This window comes from Saccharicrinis aurantiacus, from assembly GCF_001660705.2.
Lineage (GTDB): Bacteria > Bacteroidota > Bacteroidia > Bacteroidales > Marinilabiliaceae > Saccharicrinis > Saccharicrinis aurantiacus.
Genome location: NZ_LYBV02000024.1, coordinates 1 through 20,818, shown reverse-complemented (window position 1 = coordinate 20,818; position 20,818 = coordinate 1). Strand labels below are relative to the sequence as shown.

Below are 20,818 nucleotides of genomic sequence, written 5' to 3'. Positions count from 1 at the left end.
TATCTTAAATTCTTTCTTATGGAACAGTTAAATCACTTATTTGAATCATCTAGGGAATATATAGTTACCTATGGTGGTAAGGTTTTATTAGCCATTCTCACTTTAATTATTGGGTTTTGGATTATTGGAAAAATAATAAAAGCCTTTAAGTCAATATTTGCTAGCAAGCATATTGATGAAACATTGCAGCCTTTTTTAATCGGTATTCTCGGATATACCTTAAAGGTGTTGTTAGTAATCAGTGTAATGGGCATGGTAGGTGTTCAAATGACTTCTTTCATTGCTGTTCTAGGTGCTGCAGGTTTAGCTGTTGGTATGGCACTATCTGGTACGCTTCAAAATTTCGCTGGTGGTGTAATGTTGTTAGTACTAAAGCCTTTTAAGAAAAGTGATTTTATAGAGGCTCAAGGTTATATGGGTGTGGTTGAAGAAATTCATATTTTCAATACCAAATTAAAGACTGTCGATAATAAAATTGTAATTATACCCAATGGAGGTTTATCAACCTCAAGTTTGATTAATTACTCTGCAGAACCAACGCGTAGAGTTGATTTCTCATTTGGTATTGGTTATGGAGATGATATTGATAAAGCTAGAAATCTGATTTTAGATGTTGTAAAACGCAATGACAAAATACATACCTCGCCAGAGCCATTTATTGCAGTTGGAGAACTCGCTGATAGTTCTGTAAACTTAACTACAAGAGTATGGTGTAACGGACCAGATTATTGGGATGTTTTCTTTTATATGAATGAAATGGTGAAAAAAGAATTTGATCAAAACGGAGTTTCTATTCCATTCCCACAAAGAGACGTACATCTTTTTAAAGAAAAAAACGATTAATAACCCGAAATTGGATCTCAGTTTGAGATTTTGATTAAAAACAAAAACAAATGAAAAAGACCCTATTATCAAGTATTCTTCTTTTTGTACTGATGAGTGTATCTGCACAAGAAGAAGCAGATACAATTAAAGCTTGGACTGCAGGAGCAGTTACGTCTCTTAATTTTTCACAAGTTTCACTTACCAATTGGGCTGGTGGAGGAAATAATTCTGTAGCAGGAACATTCTTATTTAAAGGTTTTGTAAATCATAAAAAAGATAATATTGCTTGGGATAATACACTCGACTTTGGTTATGGTTTAACAAAACAAGGATCTGAAAACCTAGCAAAATCAGAAGACCGTATTCAATTGGTTTCTAAATTTGGATATGAAGCAGGTAAAAATTGGTATTATACAGTAATGGCAGATTTTAAAACTCAGTTTGCCATAGGTTATAAGGATCCCATTAAGCAGGATATCACTATTTCTGACTTTATGGCTCCTGGTTACCTGCAATTATCTTTGGGTATGGATTATAAACCATCAGAGAATTTCACTGTATTTCTGTCTCCAATAACATCAAAAACTACTTTTGTTTTGAATGATAGTCTATCAACTGCGGGCGCTTTTGGTGTAGATCCTGGAGAAAAAGTAAGGGAAGAGTATGGTGCTAGTGCTAAATTATTGGCAAAGAAAGCCGATGTAATTAAAAATGTTGGTGTTTATACACGTCTTGATTTATTTTCAAGTTATACCAACAACCCACAAAATATTGATGTGGATTGGGAATTTGGAATAAGTATGAAAGTTAATGATTACTTAAGTGCATTATTTACTTGTAACTTAGTTTATGATGATGATATTAAGTATGTAAGCGACGAAGGTATTGAACAAGGTGCACGTCTGCAAGTAAAACAACTATTTGGAGCAGGTTTAACATACAGTTTCTAAATTAATAGTAAAATAAATTATATGGCAAGGTCAATTAAGATCTTGCCTTTTTTTATTTTAGTCGGTATGGTTTTTGTTGTATTATTTAATCATTCGTACCTCTTAAAAATTATTGTGCTATGAAAAATTTTCTTCTATTTATTTATTTTCTTGCTTACAGCAGTTTGGCCTATGCACAAGCAGACTCTGCTTATATAATTGTTGATAAGGTGCCTGTTTTGAAACAGAATAACGGGAAAGTTCAAAAAGCAATTAATAAGGCCCTGCAATATCCTTTTGCTGATATGATAGCTCAAATTGAGGGAGAAGTGTTAGTGAGTTTTGTAATAACCTCAGAAGGAATTATGTCAGATATTGAGGTTGTAGAAGGGTTAACAGAAACTTTAAATAAAGAAGCTTTAAGAGCAGTCCTATTGCTAAAAAAATGGAAGCCTGGGAAATTGGATGGAGAGTTAGTGAATACTCGGTTAACTATACCAGTACATTTTAAATTATCTGCCGAACAACATGATCTAGCAAATAAATTAAAGCCTATGTACAGCAATGGAAAAAATCCGCTATTTGTGCTTGATAACAAAAAAGTAAATGGCTTGAGTGAAATTGAATATTTTAATGTGAGATCAATACGTGTTATAAAAGGAGAAAAGGCCACTTTACTCTTTGGTTCGGATGCTAGGGATGGGGTTGTTGTAATTGAAACAAAGCGAGGAACCTATCCTCAATATCAAATGTATTAGTGTAACTTTTCTGAAATTTAAGCGTATAAAAGTATAGTTAGTGAACTTCTTTATGAGTCTAATAATTCTTGTTATTGGGCTTTTCGCAGATGGTTATTACGAAGTGCTCAATACAATAAGAAATATGTGAATACCTAATTTTGGTCATTGATATATTTTTTGAGTGATTCAATTTTAGGGTTGTCTATAACCTAATAAAGGCAGAGTCATGTTACCTAAAAAGTATGAGCACGCGAATTTAGAGCATAAGAAAATTGCTTTTGTTGAACTAGGTTTTATTATAAGTTTAGCTATAGTCCTGTTTTCTTTAGAGCTAAACATCTCTCCAAAGTCAAAAAATCTCCAAATTGTAAATGAGGTCATCTATTTAGAAGAAGAGATGATTCCCATAACAAAGCAATTAACTCCAAAGCCACCTGAAATTCCTAAAGTAATAAACACTTCTGATATTCTAAATATTGTGGCCGATGATGTTGAGATAGATGTTGAATTGGAAATTGTTGATTCAGAGATTAATGAAGATGATGATGTTGAATATACAGCTAATTGGGAAATTGAGGAAGAAGAGGAAGTAGTAGAAGCTCCAATCTTTATTGTAGTAGAAGAGATGCCCATTTTTCGACCAGATATTTGTGATACACCTGATGAAGGAAAATTGGAATTAATGAAGTATGTGGCAAATGAGGTAAGATACCCTGTTGTAGCTGCAGAAACCGGAATAACGGGTAGAGTTTATGTGAGTTTTGTTGTTTCAGAACAAGGTATTGTTACCAATGTTGAGGTGGTTAGAGGTGTTCATCCTGCACTTGATAAAGAAGCATTACGAGTAATTGAGTCATTGCCAAAGTTTTCTTCGGGTAAGCAAAGGGGTAAGCCTGTCAGGGTGCAATATAATGTACCGATTAATTTTGTGTTGAGATAAATTTGATGCTTACTCTATTATTAGAGATTCTTTTTCGGTTGTTCTAAGTTTTGGATAAAGAGCTATTGTTTTAATACATTTTAACCACGATTTACTGAACTTTGTTTCATTATATCGATATTTTACATTTACTTTGCATCACACTTCAAAGCAAGCACAATAATAATTATTGAAAGATGAGTTTTTTAGGAACAATTACACGCAGTATGTATTGTTTATCAAATTTCAAATCAGGTTTTTATTCAAATACTTCGATAAAAGCTTAAATGAAGACTTGCATTCTCATAATAGAAAAATACATCTTTTTTATACAATCAATTATTGGTTGTACAATCACTCGCATTTATTTTTATAATTATATAACAAAATACTCGCTCCATAATGGAATTTATTAATCAACTAAAGGCAAAGGCGAAAGCAAATAAAAAAACAATTGTTCTTCCAGAAGGGGAAGAAGAAAGAACGTTAAAGGCTGCAGATATCATAATTGGTGAAGGTTTTGCAAATATTATCTTGATAGGTAATCCAGAAGTAATTGCAGAGAGTAAAGCTAAATATGGATTGGATAATATAGAAAAAGCAACAGTGGTTAATCCTTTATCTCATGATAAAAAAGAAGATTACATAAATCTTTTGCTAGAACTCAGAAGAAGTAAGGGTTTAACAGAGGAGAAGGCGGCTACCTTAGTTGAAGATCCACTTTATTTGGCAACACTAATGATAAAAAATGGTGATGCTGATGGAGAAGTGGCAGGCGCATTAAATGCAACAGGAGATGTTTTGCGTCCTGCATTTCAGATTGTTAAAACATTGCCTGGTATCAGTGTTGTATCAGGAGCTTTTATCATGATAATGAAAGATAAAGAGTTTGGTGATAACGGCATGATGGTTTTTGCAGATTGTGCGGTTCATCCAAATCCAACAGCAAGTGAATTGGCAGAGATTGCAGTTACTACAGGAAAAACAACCAAGTCAATTGCAGGAATAGAGCCTAGAATTGCCATGTTAAGCTTTTCTACTAAAGGTAGTGCTAAACACGAGATGGTTGATAAAGTAAGAGAAGCTACTGAGTTGGCTCAGAAAATGGCTCCTGAAATGAAAATTGATGGTGAAATGCAAGCTGATGCTGCAATTATCCCAGCCATTGGTAAATCTAAGGCTCCGGATAGTGAAATTGCTGGTAAGGCTAATGTATTAGTATTTCCAACTTTAGAAACAGGTAATATTTCTTACAAATTAGTACAGCGTATGGCTGGAGCTGAAGCAATTGGTCCTGTTTTGCAAGGGATGGCAGCGCCAATTAATGATTTATCAAGAGGATGTTCTGTAAGTGATATTGTAAATTTGGTTGCCATCACAGCAACGCAAGCTGCAGGGCTTGTATAATTTAAGTTTGAATCAATAAATACTATATATAATGGCTGAAATATTAGTAGAACCTATTGAAAGGTATGCACTAAGTTCTAAAAAGAAGAAAAGCACAACTCTTTTTTCTAAGGTTGGAGTAATTGGTTGTGGCAAAGAAGGACAATCTATTGCGCGCATTGCAAGTTGGCACGGCATGGAAGTGGTTTTTCTTGAACTTTCTGAAGAAAAAATAACAACTGCAATTACCAATATAAGTACTGAATTAGATGATAGAATTGAAGGCTGGGGTTTAACTTCTAGCGAGAAAAAAGCTATCATGAGTCGTATTAAAGGTACGATGGATTATAAAGATTTGGCAGATTGTGATTTTGTAATTGAGGCCATTAGATCTGACGATCAAACAGGTTCGAGAAGTATAGATGCTCGCAAAGAGGTGTTTACAAAGGTTGAAGAGATTGTTAGAGAAGATACAATAATAGCAACCAACTCTACAACAATTATTATTACAGAATTAGCTTCTGAAATGAAGAAGCCTGAGCGCTGTATTAGTTTACACTTCTTTGTAACATCTCCTGAGGCAAAAATTATTGAGGTAGTAAAAGGATTATACACTTCTGAAGAGGTGTACTCTAAGGTATGTACTTTTGTTAAGCTCATTAATAGAGATGTAATTCCGGTAGAGGAATCAGCTGGCTTAGTAAGTGTTCGTTTGTACGTAACATTGTTAAACGAGGCTTGCCAAACCTTTATGGAAGGTGTAGCAACTAAGGCTAATATCGATAAAACAATGCAGGTTGGTTTAGGAATGCGTTTCGGACCATTTGAAACAGCAGATATCATTGGTTTAAGTAAGATTTCGAAATGGATGGATAATCTTTATGAGGAATTTGGAAATAGTAAGTATAAGCCATCACCACTTATAAAGCGTTTAGTTCGTGCTAAGCATTTAGGCAAACTCACGGGTGAAGGTTTTTATAAGTACGATGAACAAGGAAAAATAATAGGAGAATAATATTATTTATCCGAAATCATTATCCCATTTATACTCACAAAGAATTTGTTACAATGAAAATATTAGTTTTAAACTGCGGTAGTTCATCTATTAAATATCAGTTGTTCGATATGAATGACAATGGTCATGAAGTGATGGCCAAAGGAGCAATTGAAAAAATTGCACTAAAAGGTTCTTTTTTAAAGCACGAAAAAGAAAATGGAGAAAAAGTTTTATTAGAAGGTGAGATCTTAGATCACCAAACGGGAATTGATTATATACTAGGTGTATTGTCAAGTGATAAGCATGGTTGTATTTCTAAATTAGAAGAAATTGATGCTGTAGGTCACAGGGTTGTACACGGGGGAGAGACTTTCAACTCTAGTGTGTTTATTACCAACGAGGTAATAGAGAAAATGAATGAGTGTATAGAGTTAGCACCTCTTCATAATCCACCAAACTTAAAAGGTATTGAGGCTATCGAGCAATTATTACCTCATGTACCTCAGGTTGGTGTATTTGATACAGCATTCCACCAAACAATGCCAAAGCATGCTTATATGTATGCCATTCCTAATTCATTATATCAGAAATATGGCGTTCGTCGTTATGGTTTTCATGGTACAAGTCATAAATATGTTTCGGCTCGCGCTTGTGAACTATTGGGTGTTGATTATAAGTCTCAAAAAATTATTTCTTGTCACCTAGGTAATGGCGCATCTATTGCAGCCATTAAAGATGGAGAATCTGTTGATACTTCAATGGGTTTTACTCCGTTAGAAGGTTTAATGATGGGTACAAGAGCTGGTGATTTAGATATCGGTGCTGCTACATTCATTATGGATAAGGAAGTAATTGGTACTAAATCGGCAAGTATCCTATTTAATAAGCAGAGTGGTATGCTTGGCGTAACAGGTGTATCTTCTGATATGCGTGAAATTACTGCTGCTATAGAGGCGGGTAACGATCGTGCCAAATTAGGTTTGGATATGTATACTTACCGAATTAAGAAATTTATTGGTTCTTATGCCGCTGCTATGGGCGGTATTGATATCATTATCTTTACAGGAGGTATAGGCGAAAATGCGTTTTATGTGCGTCGTGATGTTTGTGCTGATCTCGAATATATGGGATTAGAATTTGATGTTGAGAAGAACGACAAGCTATTTAGTGAAGAGACTACTATAAGTAAACCAGATAGTAAAGTAACCGTTATGGTTGTTCCTACTGATGAAGAGATGGTTATAGCTAAAGATACGAAGCAAATCGTTGAAGAATTAGCAAACAGGTAAGCTAAGGCTCAAGTTTTACAAAAAGACTACTAGGTTTTACATTTTTACGTGATAAATATTAGTTGTTATTATACTATTCATTAGTACTTTTAACAATTAGAATCACAGCAAAATCGTAAAATTTAGTAGTCTTTTTTATTTGTGCCTATGTTTAAGAAATTATCAGATTTAGAGCAGCTTATTATAAAAAATAGCCTTTGTAGAACTCTTGCGTTAGCAGTTTCGCAAGATTCCAATTCTTTAGATGCAGTCCATCGAGCTTATCAATTGGGAATAATTAAACCAATTTTAATTGGAGATGAGAAATTGACAAAGGAAATTATAGAAGCTAATAATTATGATTTTACAGGAGCTCGTTTTATCGATGAGTCAGATCATGAGAAGTGTGTTAAAATTGCCGTGTCATTAGTTCATGATGGAGAGGCGCATACACTAATGAAAGGGAAGGTGGCAACTCCAGTATTATTAAAAGGGGTTTTAAACCGAGAGTGGGGTTTGAGAAAGAGTAGTTTGTTATCACATTTTGCTTTATTCGAGGTAGGTACTTACCATAAACTTATTGGAGTTACGGATGTGGCAATGAATATTGCACCAAACTTGAAAGATAAAATTCATATCGTTAATAATTCAGTAGCCTATTTAAATAAGATGGGTATTCCAAAACCAAAAGTTGCTATTTTGGGAGCAATAGAGATGGTTAATGAAAATATGCAAGCAACATTAGATGCTGCATTATTATCAAAAATGCAACAGCGCGATCAAATTAAGAACTGTATAATTGACGGACCTTTAGCTTTTGATAACGCTGTAAGTTTTGAGAGTGCCAAGCATAAGAATATTAAAAGTGCTGTGGCAGGAGATACCGATATTTTGCTAATGCCCGATATTGAGGTGGGAAATGTGCTATATAAATCTTTGGTGTTTTTTGCAAAAGCGAAGGTAGCATCAATAGTTTTAGGGGCATCAGCACCAATCGTATTAACCTCTCGTAGCGATTCAGATGAATCAAAATACTATAGTATTTTGTTGGCAGCTTTAGCATAGATAGTTCTAACAGATTATTAAGACAAAAACTCAGATAAATAAACTCGATAAATGGATAATTTTAGAATTTTAGCAATTAATCCCGGATCAACATCTACCAAAATTGCTGTGTTTGATAATGAAAGATCAATTTTTCTTAAAAGTATTAATCATTCAAATACTGATCTTGATCAATTTGCATCAATAACAGATCAATTTGAATTTAGGAAGGAAGTAATTTTAAATGAATTAATTCAGGCGGACATTGATATTGAAAAAATTAATGCAGTTGTAGGTAGAGGTGGTCTTGTTAAGCCTATTGAATCGGGTGTTTATGAGGTTAATGAGGCTTTAAAGCACGATTTGATCAAAGGGGTTATGGGTGAGCATGCAAGTAATCTTGGAGGTTTAATTGCCGATGATATTGCCAAAAGTTTACCCGGAGCTAGAGCTTTCATTACCGACCCTGTAGTGGTAGATGAGTTAGAAGATGTAGCTCGTATTACAGGTAATCCAGATATGCCACGACGTTCTATTTTTCACGCCCTTAATCAAAAAGCAGTAGCTAGAGTATTTGCTAAAACAAGAGGTTTTGTTTACGAAGAATTAAACCTGATTGTTGCTCACATGGGTGGTGGAGTTTCTGTAGGAGCACATAAACAAGGAAAGGTAATTGATGTAAATAATGCTTTGGAGGGTTATGGCCCATTTTCACCAGAACGTGCCGGAACACTACCAACAGGCGCTATTATTAAGGCCTGTTATAGTGGCGACTATACGTATGAGGAAATGAAAAAAATGGTGAATGGTAAAGGTGGTTTGGTGGCTCACTTAGGAACGAATCAAGCTTATGATGTAGTTCAGCGTATTGAAAAAGGAGATAAGCAAGCTGAGCTTGTTTTGAGTGCCATGTGTTATCAAATTGGTAAAACTATCGGAGGATGTGCTACAGTTCTAAAAGGAAAAATAAACGGGATTATTCTTACTGGTGGTATTGCGCATTCTGAATACGTAGTTAATTATATTAAAGATATGGTCGATTTTATTGCTCCAGTTGCTGTTTACCCTGGGGAGGATGAAATGACTGCTTTAATGCAGAATGCACTTATGGTTCTTCAAAATAAAGTGGAGACGAAGATATATAAGTAATCAAATTATTAATTTTAGTCAAAGCCAATGGATTGTTTCATTGGCTTTGTTGTACAGACTCAGTTGTAATTTTTGATTTGTATATCATATTTTTGAGAAAAATTTTAATAATCTATTGTATATTTAAGCCTTGCAATTGAGTATTCAGTTTATATAAGTGTTATCGCTGTTGTGTTTTATGCTTAATTTATACCTATTGCTCAATAAGTAAAATTCTAATCAAGTATTGATAATAAATAAGGATGAGAATCATATATTCTGCTGTATTTCTTTTGTACATCATTTTTTTTCCTGTGAGCACCATAGCTCAAATCTCTAGTGGAGGTACACCTTTGAGGAATGGATCATTAAAGTTTAACTCTAGTGATAATTTAAAGGTTTTGAATTATGTAACAAATTCGAACCTAAAGCAGCAAGCTCTATCTTCAATGGAGAAACAAGAATCTATCACATTTGCGCATGGGTTTGAGGTTGATTATACGCCCCAAAATTCAGGGAGTTGGCATATTGATGGAAATTATAGGGTATGGCAGTTAGAGATCACATCCCCTGGGGCATACTCAATAAACCTTATTTTTGATAGGTATGTTTTACCTAATGGAGCGAAATTGTTTTTATATAACAACGATAGGTCGGATATAAAAGGGGCATTTACTAGTGCTAATAATAAAGAGAATGGTGTTTTAGCTACTAGTCCTATCGTTGGTGATACTATTATTATTGAATATCAAGAACCACTAGATGCAGATTTTGAAGGCGAATTGCTAATTGGATCTGTAAATCACGATTATGTGGGTATTTTAAAATATGATGAGAAAGTTGGATGGTTCGGTGATTCGCAAAGTTGTAATGTAAACGTAAGTTGCAGTGATATTGAAGGGGTAGAAGACATTAAGCGTGGGGTAATGCGAATGATCGTAAATGGTACTGAATATTGTACTGCCACCTTAATTAATAATACTTCAGATTCTGTATTACCTTATGTAATTACAGCAGGTCATTGTTTTACAGGAGATCCATTTAACGATAAAACAGTCTTTTTATTTAATTACGAAACACCACATTGTAGTTCTATAATTGAAGGCGATAAATCTATGGTAGTTGGTAGTTTGTCAGTCTCTGGTGCAGAAATGAAATGTATTGTTACAAATAAAGATTATGCCCTACTGGAATTATCTGAGATGCCACCCAAATCATACCGTCCTTATTTTGTAGGATGGTCTTTAGTAGATCAACCAATTGCCCCATTTGCGGCAATCCATCATCCAAAGGGAGATGTTAAAAAAATATGTACAGCACTTAATGAATTGAATAAAATAACATTTAATTCACCACCATGGGATGACGATATGCATTGGCATGTTGAGGAGTGGGACTCAGGAACTACGGAAGGAGGTTCATCGGGCTGTGGCTTATTTGATGCCAACAAGCTTTTAGTGGGTATTTTATCTGGAGGTGCGGCTAGTTGTGCAAATTCTGTAAACGATTATTTTGTGCGTTTCAATAGAGCTTGGGATTCGAGTTCTACACAATCTAATAAACTGAAGGCATATTTAGATCCTGATAATACAGGAGCGCAAAGTGTTGTAGGTATTGATCCATATGGTAATGATGCTTATGATAGGATATCAAATGTTGAATTTGGTAATCTGCATGGAAATACACGACCTTCAGATGGCTTTGGATATATTACAGGGCATAATGCTACTCAAATAAAAAAATATGCAGAGAAGTTTGGGCAAATTAAGAAAGCAAATTTGAGAGGATGTTATATTATGCCATCTAAGTATGTGTCTGGCTCAAGTCAGAGTGTTAGGATTAGTGTATACACTGGTAATGAAACTCCATTAAATCTGAAATATGAAAAGGAATTTATGGTAGGTAATCTTAAATCTAATAAGGAATTATATATTGATTTTGATTCAGATATATATATCGAGGGTAATTTTTTTGTGTCGTATGAGTTAGAGTATGCTTCATCAGTTGTTGATACCTTTAGCGTATATCACACTGTTGAAGATAGGCAAACAAAGGTGTCAAATACAATGATGCTAGAGGATAATGGCGAGTGGAAGTTAGCTTCAGATTATTATGGTATTGGTAACACATCTTTGTGGATTGATGCATTAGTAGATATTATCGAGTCAGGTGATACGTCAATTACTCCAACTCCCGACGGAGATGGTATTGTAGTTAAACCCAATCCGTTTACAACAAATTCAGTTCACGTATGTAGCAATGATTATTTTGTGAAGCGATATGAATTGTATAGTGTAAATGGCCAAAAACTTGATTTCGGCGAAGTTGGTTTAATGGGCTGTGATATAAAACTTGATTTCCCAGCTTTACCTTCAGGACTTTATATTCTTAAGTTATATACTGACTCTAAAACATTTTCATTAAAAATTGTAAAACAAACTAAACCTAATTAGTTGGTTTTAAATAGGGTTTTGTTGCATTAGTAATTGTTAAGAATTGTTTGAGAATGGGCATAATTGCAGATACCTTAAATCATATTGCTGTCATATTAATTTTCGGAGGATTACTGTTGCTGGCTTTTATCAAACTAACAAATCCTCAAAGTATAAACGGGCGAGCAAATAGATGGTTTGCGCTATTTCTTATCTTATTCTCATCTTTTTGGCTCGAAGAAATCTTCCAATTTGCGGGTATTAATGAGCCTAATATATTCGTTATGTCATTAGTGCATGGCATACAGGGATCTACGCCGTTTAGTTTTTATTTGTGTGTATGGCATTTCACCAACATCAAATTTGTTTTTAAGAAACAACAGTTGATTCATTTGTTTTTGCCATGTCTGTTCATAGCATTAGTATTCTTGCGTACTTATTTTCTGTCAGATTCAGTATGGTTGAAGTTCGTACTTTTAAGCATTATTTTACTTCAAGCGTTATATTATTCCTTTGCTTCTTTTGTATTACTGCGCAAGCATCAAAAGAATATTTTAGAGTTTGCTTCTGATAATAACGATTTTAACCTTAAGTGGCTCGAGAATATAATTATTCAGGTTATCATTATAAGTGTTTTAATAGCGGTTTATAGTATCGTTGTTAATTCTGAACAGCTTAATTTATTTGCCAATAGTTTTTTGTTGTTTACAGTATATTTTATTGGATACCATTCTTTAAAACAAAAAGAGCTTTTCCCTATTAGTGAAAAACAAAAGGATGATATTGAATTTATTATAGAAGAGGACGTTTCTGGAAATATTGAAAAAAGAAAGCTTATCGCAGATGCGGACTTAAATGTATATAAACAAAAATTGAATCAACTCATGCTAGAGGATAAGGTTTATCTCGATAATGATTTAAATTTGGTAAAATTGGCTGATAGTTTGTTGGTTTCTCCACATCAGCTATCTTATATAATAAACGAAGGCTTTAATGAAAATTTCTTTAGTTTCATTAATAAGTATAGGGTCGATAATGCAAAGCAACTTCTAGTTGATCCAAGTAAAGATGTTAATACAATGCTTTCTATTGCATTTGATTCGGGCTTTAATTCTAAAACAGCATTTAATACTACTTTTAAAAAGCTTACGGGCTATACGCCAAGCGAATTTCGTAAAAAGGAAAGAATCATATAAATATTCTCGAATTGCTTTTACAATCTTCAGTGAGCTTTATTGTTGATTATTATAGAGAGGACTTCGCTTGTCTTTAATCATCTAGTTGCTCTAAAAACTATCGAACCATTGTCGCTTATTTATTATAAAAAAGCATAGTTTTGTAGACTAAATATTTGCTTGGATGAAGATAATTAGCACCCCAAAGAAACTCCCTTTTATTAAAACCTACTTTAATAAGGAATTAAAACAATTGATTCCAAGTAACCATGTTATGGTTTTGCTCGATGAGCATAAGAAGTTGTTTTATAAATTTGACAATTCTGAAAGCACCTTTGATTTTAATAGTTTCGAAAAAGCTGTTGCTACAGAGCATATTCCAAAATCAGTAGGTGGGTGGACTTTATGTGTTCAGCGTTTTGAGGTAATTACGCGTCGTAAATATTATATGGCACTCTGTATTAAAGAACCATATCCTATTGCAAAATCTTTTTGCGATTTACTGCAATTGCTTGCTAAGGAGGCTGTAGATGCGAATATTAATAGGTTAATCATTAATAATAATGAACAGTTTACCTTCGCCATAATGAATTCTACTCATTTTGGAGTAATGGCAGTTAATTCAAAGGGAGAAATTATATATGCAAACGATCATGCCTGTAGAACTGTAAATATAAGAAGGAGAGACTTGCTCAAAATTCCAGTTCAAGATTTGGTTACGCGTTGGGATTATGCGGTACAAGCAATTCAAGATGGAGAAATAATTCATAATGATGATTGGGTATTTACTACTCCCGAGGATTCTATCAGATTTAATGTTAGTATTTCTGCCATTAATAATGCCAAACAAAATCAAATTGGCTATGTAATTACCTTTAGACTAATTGAAAAGGTATATCAGTTGGTAAATAAATATACGGGTATGCAAGCACGTTATTCTTTTGATGATATCATAGGAAAGAGTAAAATGTTAATGCAAACCGTGGCTTATGCAAAAACAATATCAAATAGTCCATCAACCATATTAATTGAAGGGGAAAGTGGAACGGGTAAAGAAGTTTTTGCTCAGAGTATTCATAATGCATCTAACCGAAAGCATAATTCTTTTGTAGCAATTAACTGTGCTGCCTTGCCAGAGAATCTTATTGAGAGTGAATTGTTTGGGTATGATGATGGCGCGTATACAGGGGCGAAAAAAGGAGGACACCCTGGAAAGTTTGAGTTAGCCAATCATGGTACCATTTTTCTTGACGAAATTGGGGATATGGAGCTGAATATGCAAGTTAAGCTATTAAGGGCCATTCAAGAAAGTAGTGTTACCCGAATTGGCGGGGATAAAAATATTCCTATTGATGTACGTATTATAGCGGCTACGAATAAAAATTTATTAGAAGAGGTTGGAAAAGGTAATTTCCGTATGGATTTATTTTATCGCCTTAGCGTAATTCCTTTGCGTATTCCGTCCTTACGTGAAAGGAAAGATGATATTCCTGTTCTCATACGTCTATTCTTAAATCAGAAAAGTGCAATGTTGCATAAGGATATGCCAATGTTAGAATATGATGCCCTTCAAAAGCTTTTAGATTATGATTGGCCCGGCAATGTTCGTGAGCTTGAGAATTACGTAGAGCAGTTGGTGAACTTCGGGGGTGATATTTCTTTAGATAGCTTTAAGAATATAAAAGCTAAAAGCCAGCCGCATACTGAAGACCTTGTTACTCAACAAACTCAACTTAATTTGCCTTTAGCTGAAATGGAGAAGCACTATATTTTGAGTGTATTAAAAGCGAATAATAATAATATGTCTAAAACGGCTACGATATTAAATATAAGTAGGAATACCTTGTATTTAAAAGTAAAAAAGTATACAAAAGCCTAATTGTGTTTAATTACTTCAATAAATAATACTTTTATTGTGTACTAATATAGTTCAGTGTACTAATTTAGTTCAATATAAAATTGATACATTGTATCTAAATAGTACATATTTTAAAAAGGTATTTAAATTCTGAATTTATCAATGTGTTGCTAGTTAGTTATTTGGCTGAATTGGCATGTGGTTTGATTAAGGAAATCGCATAAAATGGGGTAGTTGTTTATCTCAAATCCTAGAAATAAACTAAAAAGCAGATATGACTTACTTTAATAACGCAATTCAGACCAAACGTGAATTATTAACGCGAATTATTAAGTTATTAAAAGACGACGAATTAGATCAGAAGATAGATCGCATTCCTTTAGAAATGCGTCCTAAATCAAAATCACCCATACGTTGTTGTGTACATAAAGATAGGGCAGTAATTAAATACAAAACCATGGCAATGATGGGGTTTTGTGTAGATGATGAAGTAGATGAATTAACTCCTCTAAAAGATTATGCAAAAGCTGCCATAAAAAAGACTTCCTTTCCATCCGACCACTTAACGGTAGTGGATGAGGCATGTAGTTCATGTGTTCAGGTAAATTATACAGTTAGTAATTTGTGCCAAGGTTGTGAGGCTCGAGCATGTCAGGTAAACTGCCCAAAAGATTCAATTAGAGTTTTAAATGGGAAAGCAATTATTGATCATCAAACATGCGTAAACTGCGGTTTATGCCAAAAGGCTTGTCCTTTTCATGCCATTGCATACTTGCCTGTTCCGTGTGAAGAAGCTTGCCCCGTAAAGGCAATTAAGAAGAATGAGGAAGGTATTGAAGTTATTGATGCATCAAAATGTATTTATTGTGGTAAGTGTATGACTTCATGCCCATTTGGTGCTATTATGGAGCGTTCACAGGTTTTACAAATTGCTCACGGTTTAAAGGATAAGCAAGAAATGGTTGCAATGGTTGCTCCGGCAATTTTCGGTCAGTTTAAAACGGCACCAGAGCAATTAATGGGAGCCCTGAAGGCTATTGGGTTTACTCATGTAATGGAGGTTGCTGAAGGTGCTGATGTAACAGCAAAGAATGAAACTGCTGAGTGGATTGATTTTGTGCAAAGAAACGAGCCGTTCTTAACATCATCTTGTTGTCCTTCATATTTTTTATTAACAGATAAACATTTGCCTGAGATTAAACCTATGGTTTCACACACGCAAACGCCTATGTATTATACCGCCGAAATTGCAGCTCAAAGGTATCCTAATGCGAAACGTGTTTTTATTGGACCATGTTTAGCTAAAAGGCAAGAGGCAGAAAATTCAGGCATCGTTGAGTTTGTGTTAACCTTTGAAGAGTTAAACTCATTTTTTATGGCCTATGATATCAATCTTGAACAAACAAGCGATGAGTTATTAGCAACTAGCATTTCTGCTGAAGCTCGTGGTTTTGCTCTAAGTGGAGGAGTTGCAGAGGCAATTCGTAGTTCCATTCCAAACGGTTATGCTTTCAAAGAGTATTTAGTAGATGGTTTAAATAAGAAGAGTATCAAGCTTATGAAAGCTTTTACTAAAAAAACGCCTGATTATAATTTTGTTGAAGTAATGGGATGTGAAGGGGGCTGTATGAATGGTCCGGGTAATATTACCCCGTTTAAAGCTGGAGCTGCCACGCTTAAGAAAATGATTGCAGATCAAGAAGCCCTAAAAGCTTCTATTTAGATATTATGTAACTATTCAAGATATAATAGATTTTTACCAAACCATACTTAATAAATAACGGTAAATAAAATGGGGTATCATCGATACCCCATTTTATATTTGTAGCTCTTCTATTATTTATGAGGAGGCTCCCATATAAGCCTTAAAAACATACTAAATCCTTGTTCCTTTCTTTCAACAGGTATCCCTGTGACAATACCAACCATCAGTTCTTCGTTTAAGGATACGCGCATTTGAGGCCGAATAGTACAATCTATTCCCTCACTATTTGCATAATTATTTACTTCAACTCCAACAAAATTAGAGGTATTCGGTATCATATAATGGAAATTGGCATGAAACTCGTAGTCAAAATCCCAATGACTGCTATTAAAATGCTGTGTAATTATAGGTCCTGTATAAAGCAGTGTATGCAAGCTATTCGCAAACTTTTTGGCAGCTACAAAAAACGGGTTGTATACCATGCCCGGTACGGTAGGGTTACCCCAATCTCTGAACGAACTAAACTCAAACTCGTGCATATATCCTATGGCCATTGAGGTGTGGTACTTCTCAGATACTAAAAATGTATATTGTGTGGCCAGTTTTAAACTTTCTAGTTTATTGCTAGGTAACGAATCGTTGGATATCCCGGTTATCGGACTGTAAAAGGTAAACGGAAGCTCAACTTCAAAACCTAAGCGGTCAATTGCCGCCCATTCGTATTCAACTAAAAATTCATGACTATCAAAGGTTTTGTTATCAAAGGTACCTACCCCAACATTCCATTCCTTTTCGCCTTTATGTGCCCCCAAATCTCTTATTAAATCAATGTATAGAGGTTCTGCGTGTTCTAGTTTGAGAGGTTCTTTAGTATGATTTGATTCTTGTGAAAAGGCATTAATACTTGATAGAATAACTGACAGAGCCAGTAAGTTTAATTTCATATAGGAAGTTATTTGATGTTACATAACGCAAATATACATTGTATTGTAATGCTGCACAATATTGGAGGAGTGAAAATATTTCGGTTTATTAGAGTTACATTTTTTTTGCAACAATAATTGTACATGTGCGTATAGATTTCTTTATTTACAATGCTTAACAATTAATTAAGGTTGATAATTAGTGCTATGAATATAAAGAGGACATTCGATATCCTAAGCCACCTAGAAAAAAATCATAATAAACTCGATATACTTTGCTCAAAACATAATGGAAAATGGAATGCTTATAGTGTCTCAGATTATCGGCAGAATGCGGAGTTTTTTGCGCTAGGTTTATTGGCATTAGGCTTTAAAAAGGGAGATAAGATTGCAACCGTATCCAACAATCGACCAGAATGGAATTTCGTAGATATGGGTATGAGTATGATTGGAGTTATTCATGTACCCGTATATCCAACTATTAGCGAAGAGGAATTTACGCATATATTTACCCATTCCGAGGTTCGTTTAGTTATTGTATCAGATGCAGCCTTACATAAAAAGCTTGAACCCTTAGCAAAACCAATTGATTCTGTTGAAGATGTATATACCTTTAATACTATAAATGGGGCGAATCATTGGCATAAAATCATGGATTTAGGAAAAGCTAATAAATCGGAGTTTCAGAACAAACTTGTTGAAAGAAGGGATTCGATAGTTTCTGATGATGTTGCCTCTATTATTTATACATCGGGAACCACAGGAATGCCTAAAGGGGTGATGCTTACGCATGATAATTTCATGAGTAATGTACAGGGAGTATATGATTTATATCCCTTGAGTGAGAATTCTCGTACACTTAGCTTTTTGCCATTGTGCCATGTTTTTGAACGCATGGTAAATTACTTAATGCAGGTAAAAGCTTGTAGTATTTATTATGCTGAGAATTTGGGAACCATCGCTGCAGATTTGGCTTCAGTTAAAGCCAATGCATTTGTTACTGTTCCGCGTGTAATTGAGCGTATTTATGATAGAATTGTATCTAAAGGAGAAGATTTATCAGGAATAAAAAAAACTATATTCTTTTGGTCGATGAAACTAGGTGAGAAGTATAATAGTCGTAACGATAACGGATTTATATATAAATTAAGGTTAAAGTTAGCACGTAAGTTAGTTTTTAGTCAATGGCAAAAAAGCTTCGGAGGAGAACTTGATTTTGTAATTTCAGGTGGGGCAGCTTTACAGCCTCGATTGAGCAGATTGTTTATAGCTGCAGGTATTGATTTAATGGAAGGCTATGGTTTAACCGAAACGGCACCTGTTATTGCTGCTAATCATCTTTCGGAACCGGATAATCTTTTAATAGGTAGTGTTGGGCCAGTTATTAATAATGTTGAAGTTAAAATAGATAAGGATGGAGAGATCCTTGTTAAAGGTCCGAATATAATGAAGGGCTATTACAAGGAGCCTGAGTTAACAAAGGAAGTAATTGATAACAAAGGATGGTTTCATACTGGAGATATTGGGACTTTGGTAGATAATAAATTCCTGAAGATTACAGATCGTAAAAAGGAGATGTTTAAAACATCAAGTGGCAAGTATGTGGCACCTCAGCCAATAGAAAATTTACTGAAGGAATCAGATTATATTGAACAAGCCATGGTAGTGGGCGAGAGCGAAAAGTTTGCGAGTGCCCTATTGTCTCCCAACTTTGATTATTTGCATAAGTGGGCGCACGATCATAAAATACACTATCGCGATAATAAAGAATTGATAAAAAATAAGGAACTCTTAAAAGTGTTTCAAAAGGAAGTTGCCAAAACCAATAAGCAGATAGGGCAGCACGAGCAAATAAAGCGTTTTAGAGTGGTATATGAACCATGGACCTCAGCTAGTGGTGAGTTATCAGCTACATTAAAGTTGAAGCGAAGAGTTTTGTATAATAAGTACGCTGATTTACTCCGTAAAATATATGCTTATGAATCTGATGAGGAGAATAAAGGTTCAATCAGTTTTAATTAAAAGGGATATAGATAGTTGGTGCTTTGCCCCTACTGTAAGTGGCAATACTTCCTTCATAATGTCTGATGGTATATCCTATTGTGGCTGTTTATTCAAACAGAGAAACAGCCACAATAGTATCTAAAAGTTTTGCAAATATTCTACTAAAACTACCTCTCTACGTAAGTCCATTTTTTTCCGTAATCTACTTCGACTCGTGTTTAAACCTTCAACCCCTACACCCATAATTTGGGCCATTTCTTTACTTGAGAACCCAAGTTTAATAAAGGCACATATTTTTAAATCGGTTGCAGTCAAGTTAGGAAACTGCAGCTTTAATTTGGCATAATACGATGTATTAACGGCTGTAAAGTGAGTATTAAACTCTTCCCACTTTTGGCTTTTATTTGTGCCTAGTGTTTTTACTATTTGCTTTATTATTTGCGCATTCTCATCTTTAACACTAATCGATTCTAATTTTTTCTTTATTTCCTCTTGTTGCGTATCGCGTTCTAATAATTGTAGTGCTGAGGATAAAAGCTCCTTGTTTTTAATTTCAAGTATTTCGGTCTGTTTCTGAGCTTCAAATGCTCGGCTAATTTTTTGTTGTTTGTTTCTTCTCCTAAAAAACACGATTGCTATTATCAGTAGGAATATAAATAAACCAGAAGCACTCAGCATTTGTAGCAGCCAGTATTGTTTCTCTTGTTGTAGTATCTTTAGTTGTTGTTTATCCAAAGAAGCCTCATTCTCTTTTAATTTAGTTTTATAAGCATCCTTAATCTCAAACAACTTTTTGTTCTGTTCGCTTGTGCTGCTAAATACCAATTCGTTTAGATTCTTAGCAGCTTTCAGGTAATCGTATGCCTCACTAAAGTTCCCATTTTGTTGGTATAAGTCAGATAAGTTTTGTAGAATCTTAACCTTGTTTGAAATATGGGCATTGTGTTTATCAATTGCATTTATGGCCTTTTTATAGTACGACATAGCTAATGTATCATTATTTAATTTCTGATGGTATCGGCCAAGGTATTCGTAGAGCAAGCATTTTATGGCACTGTTTTTATTCAGATGTATGTTTTCAATGGAGCTGAGTATTTTATAGGCTTCATCCAACTTATCCATAGTAATGTAAAGTTGTGCCAAATGTAAATTGGTATAATCTATTTTATGCCTTCCTAATTTGTGCTCGGTAAAGGTTTTTATACAATCCAGTATTAAATTTTCAGCCTCTATAAATTGTTTGGTGTTTTCGCTAATACTCCATGCCTTTTGCGATTTAATCTGAGCTTGTAAAATTTGCTGTTTCGCAGTGTCAGCAATGCCGTTTGCTACAATTGAATGTGTGTTTTTTATTAAAGTATCGGCCTTATTGTATTGCTCATAAATTAGATAAAGAGTAATCATTTTAAGGTTAAGATCAATCCTCTCGTTAATATAACTGTCGCTTTCTAAATAGGGTTGTAACGACCAAGCTATATCGTATGC

At 34.3% G+C, this 20,818-nt stretch carries 16 protein-coding genes; 14 read left to right on the top strand and 2 right to left on the bottom strand.

Translation table 11 applies throughout. The features are described from left to right. The first annotated feature begins 18 nt into the window (after window positions 1-18). The 13 genes from A8B35_RS10110 (at window position 19) to A8B35_RS10050 (ending at window position 16,424) form a co-directional block, all read left to right on the top strand. A complete protein-coding gene (locus A8B35_RS10110; RefSeq protein WP_068472548.1) occupies window positions 19-843 on the top strand; it encodes a mechanosensitive ion channel family protein in 825 nt (274 codons plus the stop codon). Between the two features lie 50 nt (window positions 844-893). Further along, a complete protein-coding gene (locus A8B35_RS10105) occupies window positions 894-1,775 on the top strand; it encodes a DUF3078 domain-containing protein (RefSeq protein WP_068472546.1) in 882 nt (293 codons plus the stop codon). 119 nt (window positions 1,776-1,894) lie between these two features. Beyond that, window positions 1,895-2,512, top strand: coding sequence for an energy transducer TonB (locus tag A8B35_RS10100; protein ID WP_068472544.1), 618 nt, complete (start codon window positions 1,895-1,897; stop codon window positions 2,510-2,512). Between the two features lie 208 nt (window positions 2,513-2,720). After that, complete coding sequence (locus tag A8B35_RS23695) at window positions 2,721-3,434, top strand: energy transducer TonB (protein ID WP_068472542.1); 714 nt, start codon at window positions 2,721-2,723, stop codon at window positions 3,432-3,434. A 381-nt stretch (window positions 3,435-3,815) separates the two neighbouring features. Continuing rightward, window positions 3,816-4,820, top strand: a complete 1,005-nt coding sequence (gene pta, locus A8B35_RS10090) for a phosphate acetyltransferase (RefSeq protein WP_068472540.1) — start codon at window positions 3,816-3,818, stop codon at window positions 4,818-4,820. A 31-nt stretch (window positions 4,821-4,851) separates the two neighbouring features. Beyond that, window positions 4,852-5,814, top strand: coding sequence for a 3-hydroxyacyl-CoA dehydrogenase family protein (locus A8B35_RS10085; protein WP_068472538.1), 963 nt, complete (start codon window positions 4,852-4,854; stop codon window positions 5,812-5,814). A gap of 53 nt (window positions 5,815-5,867) precedes the next feature. Then, complete coding sequence (locus tag A8B35_RS10080) at window positions 5,868-7,085, top strand: acetate/propionate family kinase (protein WP_068472536.1); 1,218 nt, start codon at window positions 5,868-5,870, stop codon at window positions 7,083-7,085. Window positions 7,086-7,232: 147 nt separating this feature from the next. After that, complete coding sequence (locus tag A8B35_RS10075; RefSeq protein WP_068472534.1) at window positions 7,233-8,129, top strand: bifunctional enoyl-CoA hydratase/phosphate acetyltransferase; 897 nt, start codon at window positions 7,233-7,235, stop codon at window positions 8,127-8,129. 51 nt (window positions 8,130-8,180) lie between these two features. Continuing rightward, window positions 8,181-9,257 (top strand): butyrate kinase, encoded by a 1,077-nt coding sequence (gene buk, locus A8B35_RS10070; RefSeq protein WP_068472532.1) that lies wholly within the window; start codon window positions 8,181-8,183, stop codon window positions 9,255-9,257. 242 nt (window positions 9,258-9,499) lie between these two features. Further along, window positions 9,500-11,689 (top strand): T9SS type A sorting domain-containing protein, encoded by a 2,190-nt coding sequence (locus A8B35_RS10065; RefSeq protein ID WP_075602897.1) that lies wholly within the window; start codon window positions 9,500-9,502, stop codon window positions 11,687-11,689. A gap of 53 nt (window positions 11,690-11,742) precedes the next feature. Beyond that, window positions 11,743-12,864, top strand: coding sequence for a helix-turn-helix domain-containing protein (locus A8B35_RS10060; RefSeq protein WP_068472530.1), 1,122 nt, complete (start codon window positions 11,743-11,745; stop codon window positions 12,862-12,864). Between the two features lie 163 nt (window positions 12,865-13,027). Further along, entirely contained in the window at window positions 13,028-14,722 is a 1,695-nt protein-coding gene (locus A8B35_RS10055) for a sigma-54 interaction domain-containing protein (protein ID WP_068472529.1), read from the top strand. A 253-nt stretch (window positions 14,723-14,975) separates the two neighbouring features. Beyond that, window positions 14,976-16,424 (top strand): monomeric [FeFe] hydrogenase, encoded by a 1,449-nt coding sequence (locus tag A8B35_RS10050; protein WP_068472527.1) that lies wholly within the window; start codon window positions 14,976-14,978, stop codon window positions 16,422-16,424. 113 nt (window positions 16,425-16,537) lie between these two features. Here the strand turns inward: A8B35_RS10050 and A8B35_RS10045 are convergent, their stop codons facing one another. Further along, entirely contained in the window at window positions 16,538-17,350 is an 813-nt protein-coding gene (locus A8B35_RS10045) for an HAEPLYID family protein (protein WP_068472525.1), read from the bottom strand. Between the two features lie 186 nt (window positions 17,351-17,536). On the opposite strand from A8B35_RS10045, the gene A8B35_RS10040 reads away from it, so the two are divergent. Beyond that, a complete protein-coding gene (locus tag A8B35_RS10040; RefSeq protein WP_068472523.1) occupies window positions 17,537-19,351 on the top strand; it encodes an AMP-dependent synthetase/ligase in 1,815 nt (604 codons plus the stop codon). A gap of 120 nt (window positions 19,352-19,471) precedes the next feature. On the opposite strand, the gene A8B35_RS10035 is transcribed toward A8B35_RS10040, so the two are convergent. Beyond that, window positions 19,472-20,818, bottom strand: a 1,347-nt coding sequence (locus A8B35_RS10035) for a tetratricopeptide repeat protein (protein ID WP_068472521.1), incomplete at its 5' end; no start/stop codon positions are given.

Bases quoted from the DNA above. Each gene is read 5' to 3' on its own strand.
- A8B35_RS10085 (WP_068472538.1), top strand. From the start codon at position 4,852: ATGGCTGAAATATTAGTAGAACCTATTGAAAGGTATGCACTAAGTTCT.
- A8B35_RS10080 (WP_068472536.1), top strand. From the start codon at position 5,868: ATGAAAATATTAGTTTTAAACTGCGGTAGTTCATCTATTAAATATCAG.
- pta (WP_068472540.1), top strand. From the start codon at position 3,816: ATGGAATTTATTAATCAACTAAAGGCAAAGGCGAAAGCAAATAAAAAA.
- A8B35_RS10045 (WP_068472525.1), bottom strand. From the start codon at position 17,350: ATGAAATTAAACTTACTGGCTCTGTCAGTTATTCTATCAAGTATTAAT.
- A8B35_RS10065 (WP_075602897.1), top strand. From the start codon at position 9,500: ATGAGAATCATATATTCTGCTGTATTTCTTTTGTACATCATTTTTTTT.
- A8B35_RS10075 (WP_068472534.1), top strand. From the start codon at position 7,233: ATGTTTAAGAAATTATCAGATTTAGAGCAGCTTATTATAAAAAATAGC.
- A8B35_RS10105 (WP_068472546.1), top strand. From the start codon at position 894: ATGAAAAAGACCCTATTATCAAGTATTCTTCTTTTTGTACTGATGAGT.
- A8B35_RS10055 (WP_068472529.1), top strand. From the start codon at position 13,028: ATGAAGATAATTAGCACCCCAAAGAAACTCCCTTTTATTAAAACCTAC.
- A8B35_RS10100 (WP_068472544.1), top strand. From the start codon at position 1,895: ATGAAAAATTTTCTTCTATTTATTTATTTTCTTGCTTACAGCAGTTTG.
- A8B35_RS23695 (WP_068472542.1), top strand. From the start codon at position 2,721: ATGTTACCTAAAAAGTATGAGCACGCGAATTTAGAGCATAAGAAAATT.
- A8B35_RS10110 (WP_068472548.1), top strand. From the start codon at position 19: ATGGAACAGTTAAATCACTTATTTGAATCATCTAGGGAATATATAGTT.
- buk (WP_068472532.1), top strand. From the start codon at position 8,181: ATGGATAATTTTAGAATTTTAGCAATTAATCCCGGATCAACATCTACC.
- A8B35_RS10060 (WP_068472530.1), top strand. From the start codon at position 11,743: ATGGGCATAATTGCAGATACCTTAAATCATATTGCTGTCATATTAATT.
- A8B35_RS10050 (WP_068472527.1), top strand. From the start codon at position 14,976: ATGACTTACTTTAATAACGCAATTCAGACCAAACGTGAATTATTAACG.
- A8B35_RS10040 (WP_068472523.1), top strand. From the start codon at position 17,537: ATGAATATAAAGAGGACATTCGATATCCTAAGCCACCTAGAAAAAAAT.